Genomic DNA, 23,988 nt, shown 5'->3' with positions numbered 1-23,988 from the left:
GGATGCAAAAAAAGCCGGGCGAACCCGGCTTTTCGTCACAATAGCCTGCTACCGGCCATGCAACCGGCGCTACCAGGCGGTTTAGCGCTTGGCAGCGGCGTCCACCACGACCAGCGAGGTCATGTTGACGATGCGGCGCACCGTGGCCGACGGCGTCAGGATGTGCACCGGCGCCTTCACGCCCAGCAGGATCGGCCCGATCGCGACGTTGTTGCCCGCAGCAACCTTGAGCAGGTTGTACGAGATATTGGCCGCGTCGATGTTCGGGCAGACCAGCAGGTTGGCTTCGCCCTTGAGCGCGCCGTCCGGCACCAGCTGGTCGCGCAGCTTCTGGTCGAGCGCGCTGTCGCCGTGCATTTCGCCGTCGATCTCCAGGTCCGGGGCGCGATCACGCAGGATGGCGAGGGTTTCGCGCATCTTGCGGGCCGAAGGCGCTTCGGACGAACCGAAGTTCGAATGCGACAGCAGCGCGATCTTGGGCTCGATGCCGAAGCGCTTCAGTTCCTCGGCGGCCATCAGCGTGATCTGGGCCAGTTCTTCGGCGGTCGGGTCGACGTTGACGTGCGTATCCACCAGGAATATCTGGCGGCCCGGCAGCACCAGGCCGTTCATCGCCGCGTAGACCTTGTTGGTGCCGCCCAGCACCTGGTCGATATAGCGCAGGTGCGCCGCGGTGTTGCTGACGGTGCCGCAGATCATGCCGTCGGCCTCGCCCTTCTTGACCAGCATGGCGCCGATCAGCGTGGTGCGGCGGCGCAGCTCCAGCTTGGCGTACTCGGGCGTGATGCCCTCGCGCGCCATCATGCGGTAGTAGGCGTCGGAGTAGTCGCGGAAGCGCTCGTCGTGCTCGGGGTTGACCACGGTGAAGTCCACGCCGGCGCGCAGGCGCAGGCCGAAGCGCTCGATGCGGTGCTGCAGCACGGCCGGGCGGCCGATCAGGATCGGGTTGGCCAGCTTTTCGTCAACGATCACCTGCACCGCGCGTAGCACGCGCTCTTGCTCGCCTTCAGCGAAGACGATGCGCTTCTTCTCCATCTCGACCTTGCGCGCGGCGGCGTAGATCGGCTTCATCAGCGTGCCCGAGTGGTACACGAACTGCTGCAGCTGCAGGCGGTAGGCGTCCATGTCCTCGATCGGACGGGCGGCCACGCCGGACTTCATCGCGGCCTCGGCCACGGCAGGCGCCACCTTGACGATCAGGCGCGGGTCGAACGGCTTCGGAATCAGGTACTCGGGGCCGAACGACAGGTCCTGGATGCCATAGGCAGTGGCGACGATGTCGCTCTGCTCCTGGCGTGCCAGCTCGGCCAGCGCATTGGCCGCGGCGATTTCCATCTCACGCGTGATGGTGGTGGCGCCGCAGTCCAGCGCCCCGCGGAAGATGAATGGGAAGCACAGGACGTTATTGACCTGGTTCGGGTAGTCGGTACGGCCGGTGGCCATCACCGCGTCCGGGCGCACTTCCTTGACCAGCTCCGGCGCGATTTCCGGGTTCGGGTTGGCCAGGGCCAGCACCAGCGGCTTGTCGGCCATGCGCTGGACCATGTCCTGCTTGAGCACGCCAGCGGCGGACAGGCCCAGGAAGATGTCGGCGCCGTCGATCACTTCGGCCAGCTTGCGCTTGTCGGTCTTCTGGCAGAAGCGCGCCTTTTCCGGGTCCATCAGCTCGGTACGGCCTTCGTAGACCACGCCGGCCAGGTCCGTCACCCAGATGTTCTCAATGGGCAGGCCGATATCGACCAGCAGGTCCAAGCAGGCCAGCGCGGCCGCGCCGGCGCCCGAGGCTACCAGCTTGACCTTCTTGATGTCCTTGCCGACCACCTTCAGGCCGTTGATGATGGCCGCGGACACCACGATGGCGGTGCCGTGCTGGTCATCGTGGAAGACGGGGATCTTCATCTTCTCGCGCAGCTTGCGCTCGACGTAGAAGCACTCCGGTGCCTTGATGTCTTCCAGGTTGATGCCGCCGAAGGTGGGCTCCAGCGCGGCGATGATCTGGACCAGCTTCTCCGGGTCCTTTTCGTCGACCTCGATATCAAACACGTCGATACCGGCAAACTTCTTGAACAGGCCAGCCTTGCCTTCCATCACCGGCTTGGAAGCCGCGGCGCCAATGTCGCCCAGGCCCAGCACGGCGGTGCCGTTGGTGATCACCGCGACCAGGTTGCCGCGGGCGGTGTAGCGGAAGGAGTTGGCCGGATCGGAAACGATCTCTTCACAAGCGGCGGCCACGCCCGGCGAATAGGCCAGGGCCAGGTCGCGCTGGTTCGACAGCGGCTTGGTCGGCGTGACCGAGATCTTGCCGGGGGTGGGAAACTCGTGGTACTCGAGCGCCGCTTTGCGCAGCGCCTCACGCTGCTGCTGTTTCAGATCGTCTTGGGACGGGGACTGCTGAGGGCTGGTCATCGGCGCATCTTCCAATCGGTGGAGCCGTCATTGACGAGGCAGGGGACGATCGGCGGACCGGCTCCACGTGCCCGCCCTTCTCTTCCTTTGGAACCCAGCATTTTATATAGTGAAATACTATTTCACAATAAGCGTTTTGCTTGGGGCACCTTTGCGATTCGGTACAATATGCCCCATCCTCCGGGGCAATACCAGCAAGCGTAGCGCCTGCCCGCAGAAGTGGCGCACCGCGTGCCGGTCATGGCTGTCGTGCGCGGCAGTATCTTGCTGAAATGCCGAGCGCACCCCATCCTGACGCGCTGCGCCGGCGCCGCGGGATTGCCCCGGATCGCCAATCATCTTCGCGCAACGCGCAGCCCTTCCGATCCCGTCCACCCGGCGGGGCGGATCTTCCCGACGACGATGTCCCACGCCCAGCCAGCCCAGCTTTCCGAGTTCGACCTGATCCGCCGCTATTTCACGCGGCCGGTGCGCAAGGCCGCGCTCGGCGTAGGCGATGACTGCGCGCTGATTGAGGGCCGCCCCGGCCATCACCTTGCCATCAGCACCGATATGCTGGTCAGCGGCCGGCATTTCTTCCCGGACGTGGCGCCGCGTGCACTCGGCCACAAGGCGCTGGCCGTGAACCTGTCCGACCTGGCCGCCATGGGCGCCGAGCCGCGCGCGTTCACACTGGCGCTGGCCCTGCCCGAGGCCGACCCCGCCTGGCTGGCCGAACTGGCCGACGGCATGCTGGCGCTGGCCGACGCCCACGGCTGCGAACTGGTCGGCGGCGACACCACGCGCGGTCCGCTGACGCTCTCGCTGACGGTGTTCGGCGATGTGCCGCTGCGTGCCGCGCTGCGCCGCGACGCCGCCCGGCCCGGCGACGATATCTGGATTTCCGGCACGCTTGGCGACGCCCGCCTGGCGCTGGGCGACTGCCGCGGCGAATGGCTGCTGCCGGAGCCCGAGTTCAGCCAGGTGCGCCCGCGCATGGACACGCCCACGCCACGCGTGGCACTGGGCATGGCCCTGCGCGGCATGGCGCATGCCGCACTCGACATCTCCGACGGCCTGGTCGGCGACCTGGGCCATATCCTGGAACGCTCGCAAGTCGGCGCGCTGGTCGACGTCGATGCGCTGCCGCGCTCGGCGGTGCTGGCCGGCCAGCCGGACGCGATCCAGCGTGAATGCGTGCTGGCCGGCGGCGACGACTACGAGCTGTGCTTCACCGCACCCGCCGGCAACCGCGACGCCATTGCGGCGATCAGCGAACGCCTGGCGCTGCCGCTCACACGTGTCGGCGCGATCACGCCCGAGCCCGGCCTGCGGCTGGTCGACGGTGCCGGCAACCCGACCCGGTACGAAGGCGCCAGCTTCGACCATTTCGCTGCCCCCTGACACCGGGTCACAGGCATGTCATGATGCCGGCATCGGCGCGCTGCGCGGGCGCGGGAGTCCCGCAGGCATGGCAGTGCAAGCCGGCCATAACCATAAGCAGTAACTGCATCACACGAGCCAACTTTGATGTCCACCTTCCCTCCCGGGGCCGCGCCGCGCGACCCCGCCCTGACCCTGGAAGCCGGCCAGACCGTCAAGGTCACGCGCCCGAGCGCGCGCTTCATGCTGGCCCATCCGGCCCACCTGATCGCCTTCGGCTTCGGCTCGGGCCTGTCGCCCGTTGGGCCGGGCACGGTCGGCACGCTCTACGGCTGGCTGTCGTTCGTGGTGATTTCGCTGTGGATCGCGCCCACCACCTGGCTGTGGATCATCGCCGGCGGCTTCCTGGTCGGCCTGTGGGCGTGCGCACGCACGGCGCGCGACATGGGCGTGCACGACCATGGCAGCATGGTCTGGGACGAGATCGTTGCCTTCTGGCTGGTGCTGGCCTTTGTCATGCCGACCGGCTTCTGGGGGCAGTTTGCCGCCTTCCTGTGGTTCCGGCTGTTCGACATCGCCAAGCCGGCGCCAATTGGCCACTATGACCGCACGCTCAAGGGCCCGGGCCTGCGCGGCGGCTTTGGCGTGATGTTCGACGACATCTTCGCGGCCTTCTATACGCTGCTGGTGTTTGCGCTGTGGCGCTCGTTCTGAGCCACGCATCGCCAGCCATGACAAGCTGATTCCCCCCAAAACTACCCTGTATCCACCATGTCTGTCAGCCGCCTGCTCGACCAGCTCGCCATCCAGGCCGGCGTCGCCCTTGCCGACAAATCCCTGATGCTGGCCACTGCCGAATCCTGCACCGGCGGGCTGGTGGCTGCCGCCATTACCGATGTATCCGGCTCGTCCGGCTGGTTCGAGCGCGGCTTCGTCACCTATTCCAATGAAGCCAAGTCCACCATGCTGGGCGTGCCCGCCAAGCTGATCCGCGACCACGGCGCGGTCAGCGAGGAAGTGGCGCGCGCCATGGCCGAAGGCGCGCTGCTCAACAGCCGCGCTCAGGTGGCGCTGTCCGTCACCGGCGTGGCCGGCCCCAACGGCGGCACCCCGGAAAAGCCGGTGGGCATGGTCTGCTTCGGCTGGAGCAACCGCATTACCACGCATACCGAGACCCAGCGCTTTCGCGGCGACCGCGGCCAGATCCGCCGGCAGGCGGCCGAGCATGCCATGCGGGGGCTGCTGGAGCTGATCCGGAACGAGGCCTGAAGCCGGCGGCCGGCAACCTCCGCCCAGTAAAAAACCGCGCCGTCTCCGGTGCGGTTTTTTTCCGTGCCCGGCCTCAGCCGTGGCGATAGCGATTGATAGTCTCGCGCGTCTGCAGCGCGACATTGCGCGCCGCAGACGCAAAATCCTTCTCGCGGCTGGCGTAAAGGATGGCGCGCGACGAGTTGATCATCATGCCAGTGCCGTCCGCGGTGCGCCCCGCCTTGACCGTGGCCTCGATGTCGCCACCCTGGGCGCCGATGCCCGGGATCAGCAGCGGCATGTCGCCGACGATCTGGCGCACGCGCGCAATTTCGTTGGGGAAGGTCGCGCCGACCACCAGGCCCATCTGGCCGGTGGTGTTCCAGCGCTCGCGCGCAGCCTCGGCCACCAGCTGGTACAGCGGCTTGCCGTCGACCTGCAGGAACTGCACGTCCGAGCCGCCCGGGTTGGAGGTGCGGCACAGCACGATTACGCCGCGGTTCGGGTAGGCCAGGTAGGGCTGCATCGAATCGAAGCCCATGTACGGGCTGACCGTGACCGCGTCAGCCCTGTACCGCTCGAAGGCCTCCAGCGCGTAATGCTCGGCGGTCGAGCCGATGTCGCCGCGCTTGGCGTCCAGGATCACCGGGATGCCGGGGTGGGCGTCGTGGATATAGTGGATCAGCTGCTCGAGCTGGTCTTCGGCGCGCTGCGAGTGGAAGTACGCAATCTGCGGCTTGAAGGCACAGACCAGGTCGGCGGTGGCGTCAACGATCTCGCGGCAGAACGAAAAGATGGCGCCGCCCGCCCCGGTCAGGGACAGCGGCAGCTTCTGCGGGTCAGGGTCGAGCCCGACGCACAGGAGGGAATCGTTGCGCTGCCAGGCGGCAGCAAGCTGCTCGGTGAAAGTCATGGGTACTCGGAATATCCTGGTGGCGCCGGCGCACCATTGGCCGCGACCGGCGCGGTTGGCCGCAGCGGCGTGAAAACCTCTCACCCCTGCAGCATATGTCGCTTCCGGCAATTTTACCCGCTGCGTGCTATCGTTTTGCGCTTCCTCTCAAAACAAAGCGCGGCATGACGCACAGCCGCGCCCCGTCATGTCTCTCGATCGCCGCGGTATCTTCCTGCTTGTCGTGCTCACCCTTGCCTGGGGTATCAACTGGCCCATCATGAAGGTAGGCGTAGCGCACTTTCCGGCACTGGGCTTCCGCCTGCTGTGCATGGCGGGCGGGCTGGTGGCGCTGGGGCTGGCGCTGCGGCTGCGCGGCGATTCGCTGGCCGTGCCGCGGCGCGAATGGGGCACGGTGGTCCGCCTGGCCATTCCCAACATGGTGATCTGGCACCTGTTTGCGATCTGCGCGGTCAAGATGCTGTCCTCGGGCCGCGCCGCCATCCTGGGCTACACCATGCCGATCTGGGCAGTGGTCTGGGGCCTGGTGTTCTTCCGCGAACGCATTGGCGCCTGGGCCTGGCTGGGCATCGGCTGCGCGCTGGCCGGCACGGTGCTGCTGCTTTCCGGCGAGATCACCGCGCTGACCGGCAGCCCGGCCGGCACGCTGCTGATGCTGCTGGCCGCGGCCGGCTGGGGCTTCGGCACCCAGCTGATGAAGCGCACCCAGACCGACGTGCCCATCGGCGCCATGACGTTCTGGATGCTGGCCGTGACCCTGCCCTTCCTGGCGGCCGGCTCGCTGCTGCTGGAAGACGGCTGGCGCATGCCCACGGCCATCGAATGGGGCGCCATCGCCTACAACGCGGTGGTGGTCTTCGCCTTCTGCCACCTGGTCTGGTTCGGGCTGGCGCGCAGCCTGCCGCCGGTGGTATCGAGCCTGTCGATCATGTTCATCCCGGTGGTCGGCGTGTTCTCGGGCATGTGGATGCTGGGCGAGCAGCCGCACTGGCAGGATTACGCGGCGATCGTGCTGATGTTCCTGGCGCTGTCCTCGGTGATGCTAGCGCCGCTGCTGTGGCGCCGGCTGCAGGGCGTGCTGGGCTGATCGCCGAGTGGGCGCGCCCCCCGGTCGTGAGAGGGCAACAGCGGGCCGTGTGCGCGGAGATTTCACTTAACAAGCCACCCAACGTTGGGCTACACTCGCGGCCATCACAATCCCGGAGAAATTACGTGGGCAGTAGCATCGGGTGTTCGAGTTGCCGCAGCAGCGCTGCGACCTCTGCGAATGCCATGTCACTGCGGGCTGCGTAACGACGACCCGCCCGGAGCACCCGGCTCCGCGCCTCGTCGGCCTCGCCCGCAGCAGAACTGCGGGCGAGTGTCTTTCCGTGCCACCGGCGGCGCCATCCATGCGCGCCGCACCGCGTGCGGATTTTCCCTCTCCCGGCTAGCCAGCCAACCCAGGCAAACGCCATCGCCTTGTACTGCCCGCCGAGTCCGTTGCGTCCGGCAGCCGCGGTACAGCGCGATCACGCTTGCCCGTGGCCCGGCCCTGGCAGGGCGCCTTCCGGCGTCTCGCCAGGCCATGCAGGGCATGACGGACTACCTGGGAATGCGGCGAGCCGCCTGCGCTTGTCTTCGCGCTTGTCTTTGTTTTTCGTCGCAATCAGCAATAAGGAATCCCGGGGATGATCAACCTGTTCGTCCTGCAGAAAGGCCGGCTTGCCCAGGAGCAGGTCGACGAGCGCAATGAGCTGCTGCAGCACAAGCCGATCTGGATCGATGTCGTCAATCCCGACGACGAGGAACTGAACTGGATCAAGGAAGCCTATGGCGTCGCCCTTCCCGAACTGGAGGACCTGGGCGACCTGGAAGCGTCCGCGCGATATTTCGAGGGCGAGGACGAGAATATCCATATCCGCACCGACTTCCTGCTGGACGAGGAAGAGGCCTTATCGCGCAACGTGCGCGTGGCTTTCGTGCTCACGCGCGACGTACTATTCTCCATCCACGACGAAGACCTGCCGGTGTTCCGGCTGGTGCGGCTGCGCGCGCGTATGCGCCCGGGCTCGGTGCGCAATGCCAAGGACGTGCTGATGGACCTGTACGCGACCGACGCCGAATATTCCGCCGACTCGATCGAGGAAATCTACGAGCGGCTTGAAGAAGCGAGCCGCCGCGTATTGGCCGAGAACGTGACCGATGCCGCCGCCGCCGACGTGCTGGAAACCATCGCCCGCGAGGAAGACTTGAACGGGCGCATCCGCCGCAACGTGATGGACACGCGCCGCGCGGTGTCCTTCCTGATGCGCAGCCAGTTGCTGTCGGCCGAGCAGCAGGACGAGGCCCGCCAGATCCTGCGCGACATCGACTCGATCGAGAACCACACCGCGTTCCTGTTCGACAAGATCAACTTCCTGATGGACGCGACCGTCGGTTTCATCAACATCAACCAGAACAAGATCATCAAACTGTTCTCGGTGGTGTCGGTGGCGCTGATGCCGCCCACGCTGATCGCCAGCATCTATGGCATGAACTTCAAGTTCATGCCGGAGCTGGACTGGGCCGCGGGCTATCCGTGGGCGATTGCGCTGATGGCGGTGTCGGCGGCGATTCCGCTGGTGTATTTCCGCAGGAAGGGCTGGCTGAGCTGAGGCGCTGAATCTGCCGCTGCCTCGCTCCCCTCTCCCGCGCGCGGGAGAGGGGAGCAAACCCTCAGTCGGGCAGCGTGGCTGCGCCCATCCGCCGCGCGATGATGCCCGCCTTGGCGCGGAAGTTCACGCGCACGTTGGCGCAGTACTCCTTCTTGTCGAAGCACTTGGGCGCAGGCAGCGCCGCGGCCAGGCGCGCGGACTGGCCCACGCTGAGCTTGTCCGCGCCGGTGCGGAAGTAGTGCTGCGCCGCGGCCTGCGCGCCGAACACGCCCTCGCCCCACTCCACCGAATTCAGGTAGATCTCGTAGATGCGCTGCTTGTCCAGCCAGAACTCGAGCATCCACGTGATGGCCAGTTCCTGGCCCTTGCGCAGGTAGTGCTGCTCGGACGACAGGAACAGGTTCTTGGCCAGCTGCTGCGTGATTGTGGAACCGCCGCGCACGATGCGCCCGCGCTTCTTGTTGCGCTCCCACGCATCGAGCATGGCATCGAGCTCATAGCCGGGGTGGTTGACGAAGTCGGCATCCTCGCTGGCGATCACCGCGCGCTTGAGGTTGCGCGAGATGCGGTCGTAAGGCACCCATTGCCGGTCGAGGCCGCAGTTCCAGACGTTGATGCCGCACAGGCGCCAGCGCTCGGCGCGCATGAAGGTGGTGGTGGTCGGGTTGATGTACTGCCACGAGGCGATCTGCACGAAGAAGTACAGCTGCATCGCCACCACGCCCGCGGCCACGCAGCCGAGCAGGTAGCCCAGCCAGCGCACCGGGTTGAACACGGCACGGGCCGGCGCGGCGCTGGCCGTGCGGTTGCGGTTGGCCACGGCTGGCGGCGCCCCGGTCAGCCCTTGCGTTCGGCCTGCAGCGCGGCGCGCAGCTCGGCCAGCACGGGCGCGGTGCGGGGCCGCACGCCACGCCAGATATAGAAGGCCTCGGCGGCCTGTTCGACCAGCATGCCCAGGCCGTCGCTCACGCGCGCGCCGCAGCGGGTGGCGAACTGCAGGAACACGGTAGGCTCGGCGCCGTACATCATGTCGTAGGCCAGCACGCCTTCGCCCAGCAGGAACTCGGGCACCGGCGGCACTTCGCCATGCAGGCTGCTGGACGAGGCATTGATCACCACGTCGACGGCTTCGTCCTCGGACAGCCCGTCGAGCGCGTCGAGCCCGCCGCCCCACAGTTCCACGCCGTACTGGTCGGCGGCTTCGACAAATTCTTCCAGCATGTCGCTGGCGCGCGACGCGGTGCGGTTGGCCACCACGATGCGCGACGGCCGGCATTCGATCAGCGGCAGCATCGCGCCCATGGCGGCGCCGCCAGCGCCCAGCAGCAGCACGCGCTTGCCTTCGATCAGCGTGTCGAGGTTGTCCTGGATATCGCGCACCAGGCCGATGCCGTCGGTGTTGTCGCCATGGATCATGCCCTCTTCGATCCACAGCGTGTTGACCGCGCCAGCGGCCTCGGCGCGCTCGGTCAGGCGGTCGGCCAGGTCATAGGCCTCCAGCTTGAACGGCACCGTCACGTTGCAGCCGTAGCCGCCATCGGCAAAGAACTGACGCACGGTGTCGGCAAACCCGTCCAGCGGCGCCTCCAGGCGGTCGTATTGCACCGCTTCGCCGGTCTGGCGCGCAAAGGCGGCGTGGATCGCCGGCGAGCGGCTGTGCGCCACCGGGTTGCCGATCACCACATAGCGGTCGGAAGTGGCTTGGGAAGAATCAGTTGATGTCATCAGCGTGCCTGCAAGCGGGTTTCCAGCCCGCTGCGCGAAAACTTGAAAGTGGAAATGACTTCAAGGATGTCCTGGCGCGACGCCATCTCGGCGGTAAAGGGGCCGAACGGCGCGGCCGCGCGCACGATCGCCACGGCCTGGCGGTCCAGCGCGGGATCGCCCGAGCTCTTGACCACGTCGATGGCATCGACGTTGTAGCCGTCGCGGTTGTAGCCGAGCTTGCCCAGCCGATTGACGTTGATCACCAGGATCAGCTGGCCGTACAGCGGCTTGCCGTTGCGTTGCGGGAAATCAGTTGTGCCGCGCGCCTCGATCTTGTGGCGCAGCCGGTCGTAGTACTGCGCGTAGTCGACCGCCTGGGCGCTGGTGGCGGTCAGCTGGAAGCGCTTGGGCCGCTTGGCGTAGTGGTCCAGGTTGCGGCCGATCTCGGCCTCCAGCCTAGCCATCTCGTCGGTCGAGGTGCGCTCGTCCTGGCCGCGCTGCGGGGTGTCCTGGCGCTTCTCGCCGGGCTTGAGCGGCTGGTTGCGCACCGGCGGCGCGGCCTCGCGCGACTGGGTCAGCAGGCGTTGCTGCTCCTGCTCCAGCTGCTCGACGCGGCGCTGCACCTGGCGCACCAGGTCGCCTTCCTGCGTCTGGGTCTGCGCGGGCAGCGGCGTGGTGGCGCGCTGCAGGTCATGGTCGCCGCCGCCGTCCAGGTTGGCTTGCGCCAGCGCGGTCGGGTTGCGCGGCTTCTGCGCCGACTTGGCATTGACCAGCACCACGTCCAGCGCGGCATCGCTGCGCTTGATCTCGAACACCTCGGGCGCGGCCACCCGCACCATCAGCAGCAGCACGTGCACGGCCACGGAAATGGCCAGCGCCTTGGCCAGCGTACTGCTGTTGTGCCACCTGGCATGCCACCAGTGGCGGGGAGCGGCGAGAGTGGCGTTCACGATGGATGGAGGGTGGCTGAAGGGGCCGGCGGCGGCCTGGCAAGACCGGGGCCACTAGCCCCGGATCAGACAGGCATTGTAAGTGAGCGCCGCCGATTTCCGAAGGCTTCAGCCGGCCGCCGGGGTGCCGGTGTCGCGCTCGCCCGACGCCGCCCCGGCATCGTCGTCGCCAGGTTCGGCCGGGGTTTCGGCCGAGACCCCGGCGGCCTGCTCAGCGGCTTCCTCGGCGGCCGCCTCGGCAGCGGCTTCGGCGGACAACTCTGCGGCTTCCTCGTCGCTTTCCAGCTCTTCCTCGGGCACTTCGCCTTCACCGGCGAAGATTTCCAGCACCCGGCAGGACACTTCCAGCGTGATCTCGTCGGTCTCGCCGATCTCCAGCAGCACCTGCGTGCCGCGCTGCGCCTGGACCAGCTCGGGCACGCGCGTGACCAGCGGGATCTCGGTAAAGCGCACCGCGCCTTCCTTGAGCACCGAGGCCACCATGCGCTCGCGCTTTTCCTGCTTGAGCCAGCGCAGGCACCAGTAGCGCTCCATGGTCGACTGGTGGTCGGCATAGGCGGCGTAAGTGCCTTCGAAGTCCGCCACCGCGGCAAGCAGGTCGGCGTCCTTGGGCTTGAACGGCGCCACCAGCTTGGCGGTCACGCCGTGCTGGGCCACCGCCAGGATCTGCCACTGGTTGACCAGGTCGACATAGCGGCGCAGCGGCGAGGTGCTCCACGCGTACTGCGCCACGCCCAGGCCCTCATGCGGCGCCGGGTAGGTCTGCATGCGGGTGCGGTGCATGCCCCACGCCTTCTGCGTGCGGTAGATGCCCGGCACGCCGTTGTCGGCCAGCAGTTTGCCCCAGGTGCTGTTGGCCAGGATCATCAGCTCGGCCACGATCTTGTCCAGCGGCGAGCCGCGCTTGCGCTGTTCGATGCGCACGCGCTGGCTGCCGTCGGCCTGGTCGTCCAGGTAGAAATTGAAGTCGGCGCGGTTGTGGGTCTCGGGGCGCAGGCCGCTGGCCAGGCGCGCCTTCTGGCGCTCGTCGTACAGGTAGCCGGCAAAGTGCCACAGCTGCGTCAGTGCGTCGCGGAACGGGTAGTCGCCGGTGCCCGCGGCAAGCGCAGCCTCGGTGATGACATCGTCGAGCAGGTTGTGGCGCAGGTTGGCGGCGATCGGCACCATCTCGGCGCGGGTCTCGCTGCCGGTGATCAGCCACACGGTCGGGTCCACCGTCACGTACAGCGACAGCGCCGGGCACGTGCGCCCTTCCTGCAGCGTGTAGCGCTCCACCACGGCGTCGGGCAGCATGGTGATCTTGTCGCCCGGGAAATAGACCGTGGACAGCCGCTGGCGCGCGACCGCATCGAGCGGTTCGCTGCGGCGGATGCCCAGCGCGGGCGCGGCGATATGGATGCCGATGCGCAGCTTGCCGTCGGGCAGCCTGGTCACGGACAGCGCATCGTCGATCTCGGTGGTGGTGACGTCGTCGATGGAGAATGCCTCCACGTCAGCCACCGGCAAATCGGCGGGCGGCTCGGGCACGTCGGTATCCGGGAAGCCGGTGCCCTTGGGGAAGCATTCCGCCAGGAACTTGGCCTCATGCAGCGCGCGCGCGCTGGCGACACCGCCGGCGGCCACCATCAGCCGCATCGGGGTCATGCCCAGCGCCGTGCAGGCCGCATCCATGGCCTTGAATTCCAGGCTGTTCTTGTCCGGCTTGAACAGCAGCTGCAGCACCTTGTTGCGGAACGTCTCCGGCAGCGTCAGCGCCTTGAGCTGGTCTTCATACTCGGCCTGCACCAGCGCCTGCTGGCGCTTGCGCTCGAGCGCGGCCAGCGCCGCCTTGAGCTGGTCTTCGGGCGCGCGCTGGTAGCGGCCGCGCCCCTTGCGGCGGAAGTACACCGGGTTGCCATGCAGCGCCATCGCCAGCGCCGCCTGCTGCACCGGGCCGGGCTCGGCGCCGTAGTACTCGGCGGCCAGCTCGGCAAAGCCGAATTCTGCCTCTGGCGCGCATTCCCACAGGAAGTCCAGGTCGATCTCGGCCGTCATGTCGCCGGTCTGGCGCACCAGCTCGATTGCCGACGGCTGCGCGAACTGCAGCAGCACGTCGCGCGACTTGACCTTGGTGCGCTTGCCCGCTGGCAACTCCACCTGGTAAGCCTCGCCCTGCTGGTTCAGCACGGTGCCGGCGCGGATTTCGCCGCCTTCTTCGAACAGCAACTGCATCGATCGGTACTTTCAGAAATGCGCGGAACCGCGCCTGGCCGCCAAGAGGCAGCGCCGGGGCGGGTCCTGTGGGAGAAATGGTGCAACCGGGCGCAAATTCGTGCGAACGGAAGCGAGTGCGGCGCGCGGGGTGCGAATCGCTGGCCGCGAGCCGCGCCGTATCGGTACGGCCCGAGACCTGGAATGATACCGCACCCCGCTCCGGCGGCTGCGGGGGCCGGCGCACCGGCAAGGTGCGTGCACCCGGCCCGCAGCGGCGCGCAGGCTCAGAGCGACATGCCGCCGCTGGCCTCGATCGCCACGCCGTTGACGTAGCTGGCGTCGTCGCTGGCCAGGAAGGCGTAGATGCTGGCGATCTCGGCCGGCTCGGCCAGGCGGCGCAGCCAGCAGGACGATTTCATGCCGTCCAGCACCTTTTCCGGCACGGTCTGCAGGATCTCGGTATTGACGAAGCCCGGGCACACGGCGTTTACGCGCACGCCCTTGGGGCCCAGCTCGCGCGCCCAGGTCTTGGTAAAGCCGATCACGCCGAACTTGCTGGCGGCGTAGTTGGTCTGGCCGAAGTTGCCGTACAGGCCGACCACGCTGGAAGCGTTCAGGATCACGCCCTTGCCCTGCTCGGTCATCAGGCCGGCCACGGCCTGCGCGCAGTTGAAGACGCCCTTCAGGTTGACGTCGATGACGGCATCGAACTGGGCCTCGGTCATCTTGGCCAGGCGTGCATCCTTGGTGATGCCGGCGTTGTTGACGAGGATGTCGACGCGTTCGTGCGCGGCCAGCACGGCGGCCACCATGGCATCGACTTCGTCGCGCCGGGTCACGTCGACGCGGTAGGCCGACACGGTGGCGCCGGTGGCGGCCAGCTTGTCGGCGGCCTCGCGCACGCGCCCTTCCTGCACGTCGCACAGGACAACGATGGCGCCGTCGGCGGCAAAGCGCTGCGCGGTGGCAAACCCGATGCCGGCGGCGGCACCGGTGATGACGGCAACCCGACCCTGCAGTTTCATCTCGCGATCTCTTTCTTGGTTTCGGTAGTGTGTGTGGAGGGGCTTCGGTCTGTGGTCCGCAAATACCTGGGATGCGGAATCGCCTCGGTCCCCGGGGATGGCCGCGACAGCAGGTCCGGCAGGAACACTTCTGTCACGAGCATGACGCCGCCGCCTCGCCGGAACACCGAGCGCCGCGCCGGCAGCATGGGCAGTGGCGCCATGGCCGGCAGCACGCGCTGCAAGGCCTGGCGCAGCGGATGGTGCGGCAGCAGCCGCGCAAACTGGAACGGCTCGCGCGCCACCGCCGGATCGACAAACAACCGACCGCCAAGCGGGCGCTCGCCCAGCCCGCGCAGGAACGGCCAGTCGCGGCGCGCATGGCGGCAGCGCACCACGGTATGGGCAAACACGGCGGGAATATCGTCGCAGATCAGCAGCACCTCGCGCGTCAGCGCGGGGGTGCGGTCGTGCTGGCCCAGCACCTGCCATTCATCGGCCAGCGGGCGCTGCGGGCGCTGCAGCAGGCGCGCCACGCGAAAGCGCTCCGACGCTGCCACCAGGCGCGCCGTCAGCGAGCCGTCGTCACCGGTCACCCAGCGCCGCAGGTTGGGCGTGATGACTGCATCGAAGGCCAGGTGCGGGCTCCAGCCGCAGCGGCGCGCGGACTGCGCGCTCATGCCGGGCCTGCGCCGGCCGGCACCTTGCCGCCGGGGCCATAGCCGCAGAAGGCGAGCACATCGTCGACGTAGTCGGCAAATTCGCTGATGCCGTGGTCGCTGCCCTCGATCACGCGGATGTTCGCGCCCGGGCAGGCCGCGACCATCTCTCGGTAGTCCAGTACCTCGTCGCCGGTGGCGGCGATCAGGTAATAGCGTTCGGGATCGGTGATGGTGTCCACGCGCAGGTCCAGCAGCTCCTGCAGGTGGCGGCGCTCGACCGTGACCGAGCCGCCGCCGTGCCACAGCGGCTGTTCACCCAGGTACGTTTCCAGGTCGGTCCAGGGGTGGATGGCCGGATTGAGCAGCACGGTCTTGCAGCCATGGCGCTCGCCCAGCCAGCGGGCATAGAAGCCGCCCAGCGACGAGCCGACGATGGCGATCTCCTGGTCGCCGCCGGCCTGCGCGGCGCGGATCGCGGCCTGCGCCTGGGCAATGGCCATTTCGGGCGAGACATTGAGCGTGGGGCAGGCGTAGTAGCGGCCCACGCCCCACTCGCGCATGCGCTCCTGCACCAGCCGGGCCTTGAACGACTGGGGCGAGGAGCGGAATCCGTGCAGGTACAGCAGCATGGTCGTCCTTCCCGCCGGTCAGCGTGCGGCGCCCTGAGCCAGGGCGTCCAGCAGCTTCTGGTGCACGCCGCCGAAGCCGCCGTTGCTCATCACCAGCACGTGGTCGCCCGGCTGCGCCGCGGCACACACGGCCTGCACCAGCGCGCCCAAGTCCTGGAAGGCGGCAGCCTTGTCGCCCAGCGGCGCCAGCGATTCGGCCAGGTCCCAGCCCAGCGCGTCCCTGCCGGCCGGGGCGCCGTAGCCGAACACCAGGTCGGCCTGCTCCAGGCTGGCCGGCAACTGCGCCTTCATCACGCCCAGCTTCATGGTGTTGGAGCGCGGCTCCAGCACCGCCAGGATGCGGGCATCGCCGACGCGGCGGCGCAGCCCTTCCAGCGTGGTCTGGATCGCGGTCGGATGGTGGGCGAAGTCGTCATAGACCGTCACGCCGCCGGCCACGCCGCGCACTTCCATGCGGCGCTTGACGTTGGCAAAGCGGGACAGCGATTCGATCGCCTGCGCGGCCGGCACGCCCACATGACGCGCGGCGGCGATCGCGGCCAGCGCATTCATGCGGTTGTGGGTGCCCTGCAGGTCCCATACCACGGTGCCCTGGACGGCACCGCCAAACCAGACGTCGAAGGCGTCCTTGCCGGGCGCCGCCGTGGTGGCAGCATCGCTCTCGCGCCAGTCGCCTACGCCAAACTGCTCGACCTCGCTCCAGCAGCCGCGCTCCAGCACGCGTGCCAGGCTTTCCTCCACGCCGTTGACGACGATCCGGCCCTGGCCGGGCACGGTGCGCACCAGATGGTGGAACTGGGTCTCGATCGCCGCCAGATCCGGGAAGATGTCGGCGTGATCGTATTCCAGGTTGTTCAGGATTGCGGTGCGCGGGCGGTAGTGGACAAACTTGCTGCGCTTGTCGAAGAAGGCGGTGTCGTACTCGTCGGCCTCGATCACAAAGAAGTCCGATTCGGTCACGCGTGCCGAGATGCCGAAGTTCTGCGGCACCCCGCCCACCAGGAAGCCGGGGTTATAGCCGGCATCCTCCAAGATCCAGGCCAGCATCGACGTGGTGGTGGTCTTGCCGTGCGTGCCGGCCACCGCCAGCACCCACTTGCGCGCCAGCACGTGCTCGCCCAGCCATTGCGGACCCGACACATAGGGCAGGTTGCGGTCGAGGATGGCCTCCATCAGCGGATTGCCGCGCGAGACCACGTTACCGATCACGAACAGGTCCGGCTCCAGCGACAGCTGGGCGGGGTCGAAGCCTTCGATCAGCTCGATCCCCTGGGCCTCGAGCTGGGTGCTCATCGGCGGGTAGACATTGGCATCGCAGCCGGTGACGCGGTGGCCGGCCTCTTTTGCCAGTACCGCCAGGCCGCCCATGAAGGTGCCGCAGATGCCAAGGATATGAATATGCATGGGTTCCCGGAAAGACTTGAAGCCCGCAGGCGTGGGGATTCGGCACCCGGCGTGGCGCGGCGGCACGGCGGCTGTTTCAGGCCGTGTCTTGCGGTGCGGTGGCCGGGCAGGAAGCCTTCGATTGTACCCGAGCGCCCGCGGCCTTCGCTGCACTGCGGCAGCGCGCGCGCCGGTTGCGCGGGAGCCTCCGGTATCATGGGGCATGACCCGACGCACCACCCCCGACCCTACCCGCCTGCGCGAGGAAATCGCCCAGGCTGCCGCCCGGATGATTGCCGAGGACGGTGCCGACTACGCCACCGCCAAGCGCAAGGCCGCCCGCCAGGTGCTGGGCGAGCAGCGCGTGCCCGGCGAATGGCTGCCCGACAACGAGCAGGTCGAAGCCGAGGTACGCGCCTACCAGGCGCTGTTCCACGCCGACAGCCAGCCCCGCGTGCTGGCGCTGCTGCGCCGGCTGGCTGTGCTGGCCATGGAAGACCTGGCGCCGTTCCGGCCTTACCTGGTCGGCGCCGTGCTCAACGGCACCGCCACCGAGCACTCCGATATCTATCTGCAGTGCTTCTGCGACAGCGCCAAGGATGCGACGCTGCACCTGATCAACGCCGGCGTGGACTTCGAGACCAGCGAGAGCCGGCATTTCAGCGGCCGCGGCGAGGTCGAGACCCTCAGCTTCCTGTGGAAGGGCCAGTGGCCCGACCGCCGCGAGGCCCGGCTTCTCGCCGGCGAGGTGCGCGCGGAACTGGGTGCCCCAGTCGGCATTCATATAGCACTGTATGATGCCGTCGACGAACGCGGCGCCGTGCGTGCCGACGCCTCGGGGCGCCCGGCCCGCGCCGACGTGCAGGCGGTACGGGCGCTGATGGACGCGCCCGGCGATGCCGACCCGGCCTGACGCCCGCCCCCTACTACACAGGTCCGAGCCATCCCCATGACTGAAACCGTTTCCTCGCCCGCCCGCCGCTCCCGCCTCTGGCTGTGGATCGCCGTGGCCGTGGTCGCCTGCGCCACCGGCGCACTGGCCGGCCATTTCGTGTTCTCGCCCAAGCCCGCCAGCGACCAGGCGGTGGAAACCTTCTTCCAGACACGCCTGCCCGACGCCGCCGGCGCTGACCTGGACCTGGGCAAGCTGCGCGGCAAGACCGTGGTGATCAACTTCTGGGCGCCCTGGTGCGGGCCGTGTGTCGAGGAAATGCCGGAGCTGACCGCGCTGCATGAGGAATACAAGAGCCGCCAGGTCGAGTTTGTCGGCATCGGCATCGATTCCGCCGCCAATATCCAGCAGTTCACCACGAAGGTCCCGGTGGCCTACCCGCTCGCCGTGGCCGGTTTTGCCGGCACCGAGCTGTCGCGCAACTTCGGCAACAGCGCCGGCGGCCTGCCCTATACGGTGGTGATCAACCCGGACGGATCGGTGAAGTATCGCAAGATGGGACGGGTGACGGCTGAGGAACTGCGGGCCGTGCTGCCACGGGCCTGAGCATATTCTTCCGCCAAGTTCGCTGAATTTCGGTTTTCTTCAGCGATTTGTTTCGCCGGGGCACCAAAACGGCCGAAAAGTGCTTCAAGGGCCGCCGAAGCGTCGCAAAGGTCGCCAAGCCTTGTATCGCGCGCTAGACAAATCCCTCTAAGCTACGGTAATCTCCGCGCAATTTCGTTGATCTGGTCGAGCCGCCGTGACTGCAACCCGCTCCCTCCGTCGCTCAGCCCGCTACCGCAAGGTGCTGGTCCTGCATGGGCCAAACCTGAACCTGCTGGGCACGCGCGAGCCAGAAACCTACGGGCACACGACGCTTGCCGATATCGACGCGGCCCTCGCCGAACGCGCGGCAAAAGCCGGCGTTTCGCTGGATACGTTCCAGTCCAACCATGAGGGGGCACTGGTCGACCGCATCCACGCCGCACGCGCGGAAGGGGTCGAGTTCATCATCATCAACCCGGCTGCCTACACGCACACCAGCGTGGCACTGCGCGATGCCCTGGCCGGCGTGGCGATCCCGTTCGTCGAGGTGCACCTGTCCAACGTGCACCGGCGCGAAAGCTTTCGCCACCACTCCTATTTCTCTGACGTGGCGGTCGGAGTGATCTGCGGGCTCGGCTGGCAGGGTTACCTGCTGGCGCTGGACTATGTGCTGGACCAGGAGCAGCCGCCACCCGAGAGTTCGGGGAGCTGAACTCCCAAGATTTTTTCGACAACCTGCGCGCGCCGCCCGGCGGCCTGCGCCCGTTGGCGTGCCTCGGCACGGCGGGCGCGGATTTCCGGTGGCCGGCAACACGATTCTTCCGCCGCGGCCCGTCCCGGGCAGCGGCCGGATAACCCGATTCAGGAGGATAAAAAGATGGACCTGCGCAAGCTGAAGACGCTTATCGACCTGGTGGCCGAATCCGGCATCTCCGAGCTGGAAGTCACCGAAGGCGACGGCAAGGTACGCATCGTCAAGCAACCGCCGCAAATCGTCGCCGCGCCGATGGCCATGCCGCAGATGCAGGCGCTGCCGCCCGCCGCGGCCGCCGCACCGGCTGGTGCCGCGGCACCGGCTGCAGAGCCCGTCGCCCAGCTGCCCGCCGGCCATGTGGTGACCTCGCCGATGGTAGGCACGTTCTACCGTGCGCCGTCGCCGGGCGCCGCGCCGTTCGTCAACGTCGGCGACTCGGTCAAGGAAGGCCAGACCGTCTGCATCATCGAAGCCATGAAGCTGCTCAACGAAATCGAGTGCGACAAGGCCGGCGTCATCAAGGAAATCCTGGTCGAGAACGGCCAGGCCGTCGAATACGGCCAGCCGCTGTTCGTCATCGGCTGATCCTGACCGGCATGCCATGCCGCACGCTGCCATCGGCCACGCAAGTGGTCCCCGCAGCAGTGCCCGCGCGGCATGCCGTGGCGTTGTTTGGCGCCAGGGACGTTGTGGGCTTCGCGGCCCGTTCCGTGCAGTTCCATGCAGTTCCGCGCAGTATGGCGGCCGCGGCGGCGACAGCCCCCGGGCCGCGCGCCCGGCGTGCCGTTGCGGCACGCAGCGGGACCGCTACTGTTCTCGCAGAGAGAGACCATGTTTGAAAAAATTCTGATCGCGAACCGCGGCGAAATCGCTCTTCGCATCCAGCGCGCCTGCCGCGAACTGGGCATCAAGACGGTCGTGGTGTACTCCGAGGCCGACAAGGAGGCCAAGTACGTACGCCTGGCAGACGAAGCCGTCTGCATCGGCCCGGCCCCGTCGCCGCTGTCGTACCTGAACATGCCGGCCATCATCTCGGCCGCCGAAGTGACCGACGCGCAAGCCATCCACCCCGGCTACGGCTTCCTGTCCGAGAACGCCGATTTTGCCGAGCGTGTGGAGAAATCCGGCTTCGTCTTTATCGGCCCGACCGCCGACAGCATCCGCCTGATGGGCGACAAGGTGTCGGCCAAGCAATCCATGATCAAGGCCGGCGTGCCGTGCGTGCCCGGCTCGGACGGCGCCCTGCCCGACGACCCCAAGGAAATCCTGGCCACTGCGCGCCGCGTGGGCTACCCGGTGATCATCAAGGCCGCAGGCGGCGGCGGTGGCCGCGGCATGCGCGTGGTGCACACGGAAGCCGCGCTGATCAACGCCGTCAACATGACGCGCGAAGAAGCCGGGCGCGCCTTCGGCAATCCCGAGGTCTACATGGAGAAGTTCCTTGAGAACCCGCGCCATGTGGAAATCCAGATCCTCGCTGACCAGCACCGCCAGGCGATCTGGCTGGGCGAGCGCGACTGCTCGATGCAGCGCCGCCACCAGAAGGTGATCGAGGAAGCGCCCGCACCGCACATTCCGCGCCGCCTGATCGAGCGCATCGGCGACCGCTGCGCCGAGGCCTGCAAGAAGATGGGCTATCGCGGCGCCGGCACGTTCGAGTTCCTGTATGAGAACAACGAGTTCTATTTCATCGAGATGAACACGCGCGTGCAGGTCGAGCACCCGGTCACCGAGATGATCACCGGCATCGACATTGTGCAGGAGCAGATCCGCATCGCCTTCGGCGAGAAGCTGCGCTTGCGCCAGAAGGATGTGCAGTTCCGTGGCCACGCGATCGAATGCCGCGTGAACGCCGAGGATCCGTTCAAGTTCACGCCGTCGCCGGGCCGCATCACCGCCTGGCACATGCCCGGCGGCCCGGGTGTGCGGGTCGACTCGCACGCGTATGATGGTTACTTCGTCCCGCCCAACTACGATTCGATGATCGGCAAGATCATTACTTACGGTGCCACGCGCGAGCAGGCCATTGCCCGCATGCGCATCGCGCTGTCGGAAATGGTGGTGGACGGGATCCAGACCAACGTGCCGCTGCACCGCGAGCTGATGATGGATGCCAACTTCGTTGAAGGCGGCACCAGCATCCACTACCTCGAGCATCGCCTGGCGGAGCGCGCGAAGGCCTGACGCAACGTTACCCGCAATAGACAAGCAGCAAGCAAGGAAGCCCGTGGCATTTCAGGAATGTGTGATCGAAGTGGCGCAGGACCAGGCCGAAGCCTGGTCTGATGCCCTGTTCGACCTCGGCGCGCTGTCGGTCTCGGTGGAAGATGCCGATGCCGACACGCCCGACGAGCAGCCGCTCTTTGGCGAGCCCGGGCTGGAACCGAAGCAACTCGCGTGGAACCGCTCGCGCGTGGTGGCGCTGTTCGGCGACGATGCCGATCCGGCCGTGGTGGTAGCGGCAGCCGCCAACCAGCTTGGCATCGATCCGGTGCCGGCCTACCAGCTGCGCGCGGTCGAGGACCAGGACTGGGTGCGGCTGACGCAATCCCAGTTCGAGCCGATCCGCATCGGCGAGCGCATCTGGGTGGTGCCGTCGTGGCACGAAGCACCCGAGCCCGATGCCGTGGTGCTGGAACTCGACCCGGGCCTGGCCTTCGGCACCGGCAGCCATCCCACCACGCGGCTGTGCATGCAGTGGCTGGAGCAGAACCTGAAGCCGGGCGAGACCGTGCTCGACTACGGCTGCGGCTCCGGCATCCTGGCCATCGTGGCGCGCAAGCTGGGCGCGGGCGACACCGTCGGCATCGACATCGATCCCAACGCAGTGGAAGCGTCGCGCTACAACGCCGAGCGCAACCGGGTGGAAGCCTCGTTCGCGCTTCCCGAATCGGTATCCGAGGCCAGCTACGACCTGGTGGTCGCCAATATCCTGTCCAATCCGCTCAAGCTGATGGCCGCCATGCTGAGCGCGCGCGTGCGCGCCGGCGGACGGCTGGTGCTGTCCGGCGTGCTGGAGCGCCAGGCGGATGAAGTCGCCGCGGCCTACGCGCCCTGGCTGCCGCTGACGGTGTGGCGCAGCGAGGAAGGCTGGGTGTGCCTGCATGGCACCCGCGGCACCCGCCCCTGATTCACACCGATGGCCGCCGTCAAGCTAGTCACGCGCTGCCCGGCCTGCCGCACCGCCTTCCGGCTGGTCGCGGACCAGTTGCGCCTGCGCCAGGGCCTGGTGCGCTGCGGCCAGTGCGAAACGGTGTTCGACGCGCGCGAGCACCTGATCGAGATTCCGCTGCCGACCGACGCTGCGTCCTCGGCATCATCGGCGCCATCTGCGGCAACTTCACCGGCCGCGCCTGCCGCCCCCTCGGCGCCACCCGCATCGGCTGACGCCGCGCCTGCGCCGCAGCCTGCCTTCACCCCGACCATCGACCCCGGCTATGACGTGCCGGCGCTGGACGCGCCGACGATGCTGATGTCGTCGCCGGAGGACATGGCCATGCCGGCACCCGCCGGCATGGAAGACACCGAGATCGATCAGGCGCTGCGCGAAGCCAACGAAGCCGTCGCCCATCGCGATGCACGCGACGCAGAACGCCAGGCTGCCGGCCCGGATGCGGCAGGGCCCGCCCCCGTCACGGCACCGGAGCAAGCCGAGGATACGCCGCCACAGCCGGCCCCTGCGTCGGCCTGGCCGGTACTCGATCACGGCGCGCTCGATACCCCGGCCGCACCGGCGGCATCCCCGACTTCTGCGGCGGCACCGGCAGCGCCGCAACCCGCCGACGCCGAGCCCGCGCCAGTGGCACCCGCTGCCAACATCCCCAGCGCAAGCGAGTTCCTGCGCGCGGCGTCAGCCGATGCCGGGTCCGAGCCGACCGCGTGGCCGGATGAGGCATCGGCCCGCCCCGCCGCCCCACCCGCCTCACCCACCGTTGGTGACAACGACAACGCCCCCGGCCCCGACACCGGCCAGCCCTTCAGCGTCACCGGCGGCGCCGTCGCTCGCGAGCAGACCACGCGCCGCTGGGCGCGCACCGAAGCACCAACCGGCCCGGTCTTCGCCCCCGACTTCCTGCGCCATGCGCGTGAGCGCGAGCGCGAACGCCAGCCCCGCAAGCCAGTGGCCGTGCCGCGCTCCGCCTGGCGCGTGGCCGCCGTGGTGCTTGCCATCGCCGCGGCCGTGCAAGTGGTCTACCTGGCACGCAGCCAGCTGGCCGGCCAGTTCCCGATGCTGCGCCCGGCACTCGAGGCCGCTTGCGCGCCGCTGGGCTGCGACGTGCCGCCGTGGCGCGACATCGATGCGCTGCGCATAGAGACCTCGCAGCTGCAGCGCCAGGATGAAGACGGCGACACCTACCTGCTGGCGGTCACGCTGCGCAACCTGGGCCGCGCCAGCACCGCCCTGCCCGCGATCGAGCTGGTGATGACCGACCTGCAGGACCAGCTGCTGCTGCGCCGGGTGCTGCAACCCGCGGAGTACCTGGAGCCGTCGCAGAAGGCCTTTGCCGCGCAGGGTCTTCGCGCGGGCACGGAGCTGCCGGTTCGGGTACGATTCCGAACGCAGCAGGCGCCAGCCAACTATCGCGTGCTGATTTTTTACCCCTGAATTCCCGGCCCGCCGCCGGACCCAATCCGAGTCCGGCGGCAGGCCGCGCCCCCCG

The 23,988-nt window shown here is 68.0% G+C and carries 22 protein-coding genes; 12 read left to right on the top strand and 10 right to left on the bottom strand.

What is annotated here, in order from left to right; all coding sequences use genetic code 11:
- Positions 1 to 81 precede the first annotated feature (81 nt).
- Complete coding sequence (locus tag AC3WL8_RS16455) at positions 82 to 2,406, bottom strand: NADP-dependent malic enzyme (protein ID WP_153954204.1); 2,325 nt, start codon at positions 2,404 to 2,406, stop codon at positions 82 to 84.
- Between the two features lie 402 nt (positions 2,407 to 2,808).
- Between AC3WL8_RS16455 and thiL the strand changes: the two genes are divergently transcribed.
- The 3 genes from thiL to AC3WL8_RS16440 all read left to right on the top strand — a co-directional run bounded on the left by thiL (position 2,809) and on the right by AC3WL8_RS16440 (position 5,037).
- The gene (gene thiL, locus AC3WL8_RS16450) at positions 2,809 to 3,789 is read left to right on the top strand and encodes a thiamine-phosphate kinase (RefSeq protein WP_211980290.1); all 981 of its coding nucleotides are present in this window, start codon (positions 2,809 to 2,811) and stop codon (positions 3,787 to 3,789) included.
- A gap of 126 nt (positions 3,790 to 3,915) precedes the next feature.
- Entirely contained in the window at positions 3,916 to 4,482 is a 567-nt protein-coding gene (locus AC3WL8_RS16445) for a phosphatidylglycerophosphatase A family protein (RefSeq protein ID WP_013957980.1), read from the top strand.
- Positions 4,483 to 4,539: 57 nt separating this feature from the next.
- Complete coding sequence (locus AC3WL8_RS16440; protein ID WP_013957981.1) at positions 4,540 to 5,037, top strand: CinA family protein; 498 nt, start codon at positions 4,540 to 4,542, stop codon at positions 5,035 to 5,037.
- A 73-nt stretch (positions 5,038 to 5,110) separates the two neighbouring features.
- Here AC3WL8_RS16440 and pyrF read toward each other — a convergent pair whose 3' ends face one another.
- Positions 5,111 to 5,929: an orotidine-5'-phosphate decarboxylase gene (gene pyrF, locus AC3WL8_RS16435; RefSeq protein WP_013957982.1), complete on the bottom strand. Its 819-nt coding sequence runs from the start codon at positions 5,927 to 5,929 to the stop codon at positions 5,111 to 5,113.
- A 187-nt stretch (positions 5,930 to 6,116) separates the two neighbouring features.
- On the opposite strand from pyrF, the gene AC3WL8_RS16430 reads away from it, so the two are divergent.
- Together AC3WL8_RS16430 and corA are read left to right on the top strand one after the other, a co-directional pair.
- Positions 6,117 to 7,016: a DMT family transporter gene (locus AC3WL8_RS16430; RefSeq protein WP_153954203.1), complete on the top strand. Its 900-nt coding sequence runs from the start codon at positions 6,117 to 6,119 to the stop codon at positions 7,014 to 7,016.
- 583 nt (positions 7,017 to 7,599) lie between these two features.
- Positions 7,600 to 8,565 (top strand): magnesium/cobalt transporter CorA, encoded by a 966-nt coding sequence (gene corA / locus AC3WL8_RS16425; RefSeq protein ID WP_013957984.1) that lies wholly within the window; start codon positions 7,600 to 7,602, stop codon positions 8,563 to 8,565.
- 61 nt (positions 8,566 to 8,626) lie between these two features.
- Here the strand turns inward: corA and mtgA are convergent, their stop codons facing one another.
- The 8 genes from mtgA to mpl all read right to left on the bottom strand — a co-directional run bounded on the left by mtgA (position 8,627) and on the right by mpl (position 17,114).
- Positions 8,627 to 9,328: a monofunctional biosynthetic peptidoglycan transglycosylase gene (mtgA, locus tag AC3WL8_RS16420; RefSeq protein ID WP_041228464.1), complete on the bottom strand. Its 702-nt coding sequence runs from the start codon at positions 9,326 to 9,328 to the stop codon at positions 8,627 to 8,629.
- A 74-nt stretch (positions 9,329 to 9,402) separates the two neighbouring features.
- Positions 9,403 to 10,290 (bottom strand): shikimate dehydrogenase, encoded by an 888-nt coding sequence (gene aroE / locus AC3WL8_RS16415; RefSeq protein ID WP_013957986.1) that lies wholly within the window; start codon positions 10,288 to 10,290, stop codon positions 9,403 to 9,405.
- Positions 10,290 to 11,222 carry an energy transducer TonB family protein gene (locus tag AC3WL8_RS16410; protein WP_013957987.1) on the bottom strand — a complete coding sequence of 311 codons (933 nt, stop codon included), beginning with the start codon at positions 11,220 to 11,222 and terminating at the stop codon, positions 10,290 to 10,292. The genes aroE and AC3WL8_RS16410 overlap by 1 nt, the downstream gene beginning before the upstream one ends.
- Before the next feature lie 108 nt (positions 11,223 to 11,330).
- Entirely contained in the window at positions 11,331 to 13,433 is a 2,103-nt protein-coding gene (locus AC3WL8_RS16405) for a ribonuclease catalytic domain-containing protein (RefSeq protein ID WP_013957988.1), read from the bottom strand.
- 266 nt (positions 13,434 to 13,699) lie between these two features.
- The gene (gene fabG, locus AC3WL8_RS16400) at positions 13,700 to 14,440 is read right to left on the bottom strand and encodes a 3-oxoacyl-ACP reductase FabG (protein ID WP_492378449.1); all 741 of its coding nucleotides are present in this window, start codon (positions 14,438 to 14,440) and stop codon (positions 13,700 to 13,702) included.
- Entirely contained in the window at positions 14,437 to 15,099 is a 663-nt protein-coding gene (locus AC3WL8_RS16395; protein ID WP_492378448.1) for a chorismate--pyruvate lyase family protein, read from the bottom strand. The genes fabG and AC3WL8_RS16395 overlap by 4 nt, the downstream gene beginning before the upstream one ends.
- Positions 15,096 to 15,710 carry a YqiA/YcfP family alpha/beta fold hydrolase gene (locus AC3WL8_RS16390; RefSeq protein WP_013957991.1) on the bottom strand — a complete coding sequence of 205 codons (615 nt, stop codon included), beginning with the start codon at positions 15,708 to 15,710 and terminating at the stop codon, positions 15,096 to 15,098. The genes AC3WL8_RS16395 and AC3WL8_RS16390 overlap by 4 nt, the downstream gene beginning before the upstream one ends.
- Positions 15,711 to 15,728: 18 nt before the next feature.
- A complete protein-coding gene (mpl, locus tag AC3WL8_RS16385; protein ID WP_492378447.1) occupies positions 15,729 to 17,114 on the bottom strand; it encodes a UDP-N-acetylmuramate:L-alanyl-gamma-D-glutamyl-meso-diaminopimelate ligase in 1,386 nt (461 codons plus the stop codon).
- A 202-nt stretch (positions 17,115 to 17,316) separates the two neighbouring features.
- On the opposite strand from mpl, the gene AC3WL8_RS16380 reads away from it, so the two are divergent.
- From AC3WL8_RS16380 to AC3WL8_RS16350, 7 genes are all read left to right on the top strand, one after another.
- Positions 17,317 to 18,006, top strand: coding sequence for a UDP-N-acetylmuramate--alanine ligase (locus tag AC3WL8_RS16380; protein WP_492378446.1), 690 nt, complete (start codon positions 17,317 to 17,319; stop codon positions 18,004 to 18,006).
- Positions 18,007 to 18,042: 36 nt separating this feature from the next.
- Positions 18,043 to 18,591 carry a TlpA family protein disulfide reductase gene (locus AC3WL8_RS16375; protein WP_013957994.1) on the top strand — a complete coding sequence of 183 codons (549 nt, stop codon included), beginning with the start codon at positions 18,043 to 18,045 and terminating at the stop codon, positions 18,589 to 18,591.
- Positions 18,592 to 18,787: 196 nt separating this feature from the next.
- Entirely contained in the window at positions 18,788 to 19,285 is a 498-nt protein-coding gene (aroQ, locus tag AC3WL8_RS16370; protein ID WP_211980293.1) for a type II 3-dehydroquinate dehydratase, read from the top strand.
- A 165-nt stretch (positions 19,286 to 19,450) separates the two neighbouring features.
- Positions 19,451 to 19,912 carry an acetyl-CoA carboxylase biotin carboxyl carrier protein gene (accB, locus tag AC3WL8_RS16365; RefSeq protein WP_114130930.1) on the top strand — a complete coding sequence of 154 codons (462 nt, stop codon included), beginning with the start codon at positions 19,451 to 19,453 and terminating at the stop codon, positions 19,910 to 19,912.
- A 246-nt stretch (positions 19,913 to 20,158) separates the two neighbouring features.
- Positions 20,159 to 21,511, top strand: a complete 1,353-nt coding sequence (accC, locus tag AC3WL8_RS16360; protein WP_018312111.1) for an acetyl-CoA carboxylase biotin carboxylase subunit — start codon at positions 20,159 to 20,161, stop codon at positions 21,509 to 21,511.
- Between the two features lie 43 nt (positions 21,512 to 21,554).
- Complete coding sequence (gene prmA, locus AC3WL8_RS16355) at positions 21,555 to 22,457, top strand: 50S ribosomal protein L11 methyltransferase (protein WP_013957998.1); 903 nt, start codon at positions 21,555 to 21,557, stop codon at positions 22,455 to 22,457.
- Positions 22,458 to 22,466: 9 nt separating this feature from the next.
- Positions 22,467 to 23,933 carry a DUF3426 domain-containing protein gene (locus AC3WL8_RS16350; protein ID WP_492378445.1) on the top strand — a complete coding sequence of 489 codons (1,467 nt, stop codon included), beginning with the start codon at positions 22,467 to 22,469 and terminating at the stop codon, positions 23,931 to 23,933.
- The last annotated feature ends 55 nt before the right edge of the window (positions 23,934 to 23,988 follow it).

It is taken from the genome of Cupriavidus sp. FW305-F7 (assembly GCF_058782875.1).
This window is presented reverse-complemented; position numbering and strand designations above follow the sequence as displayed.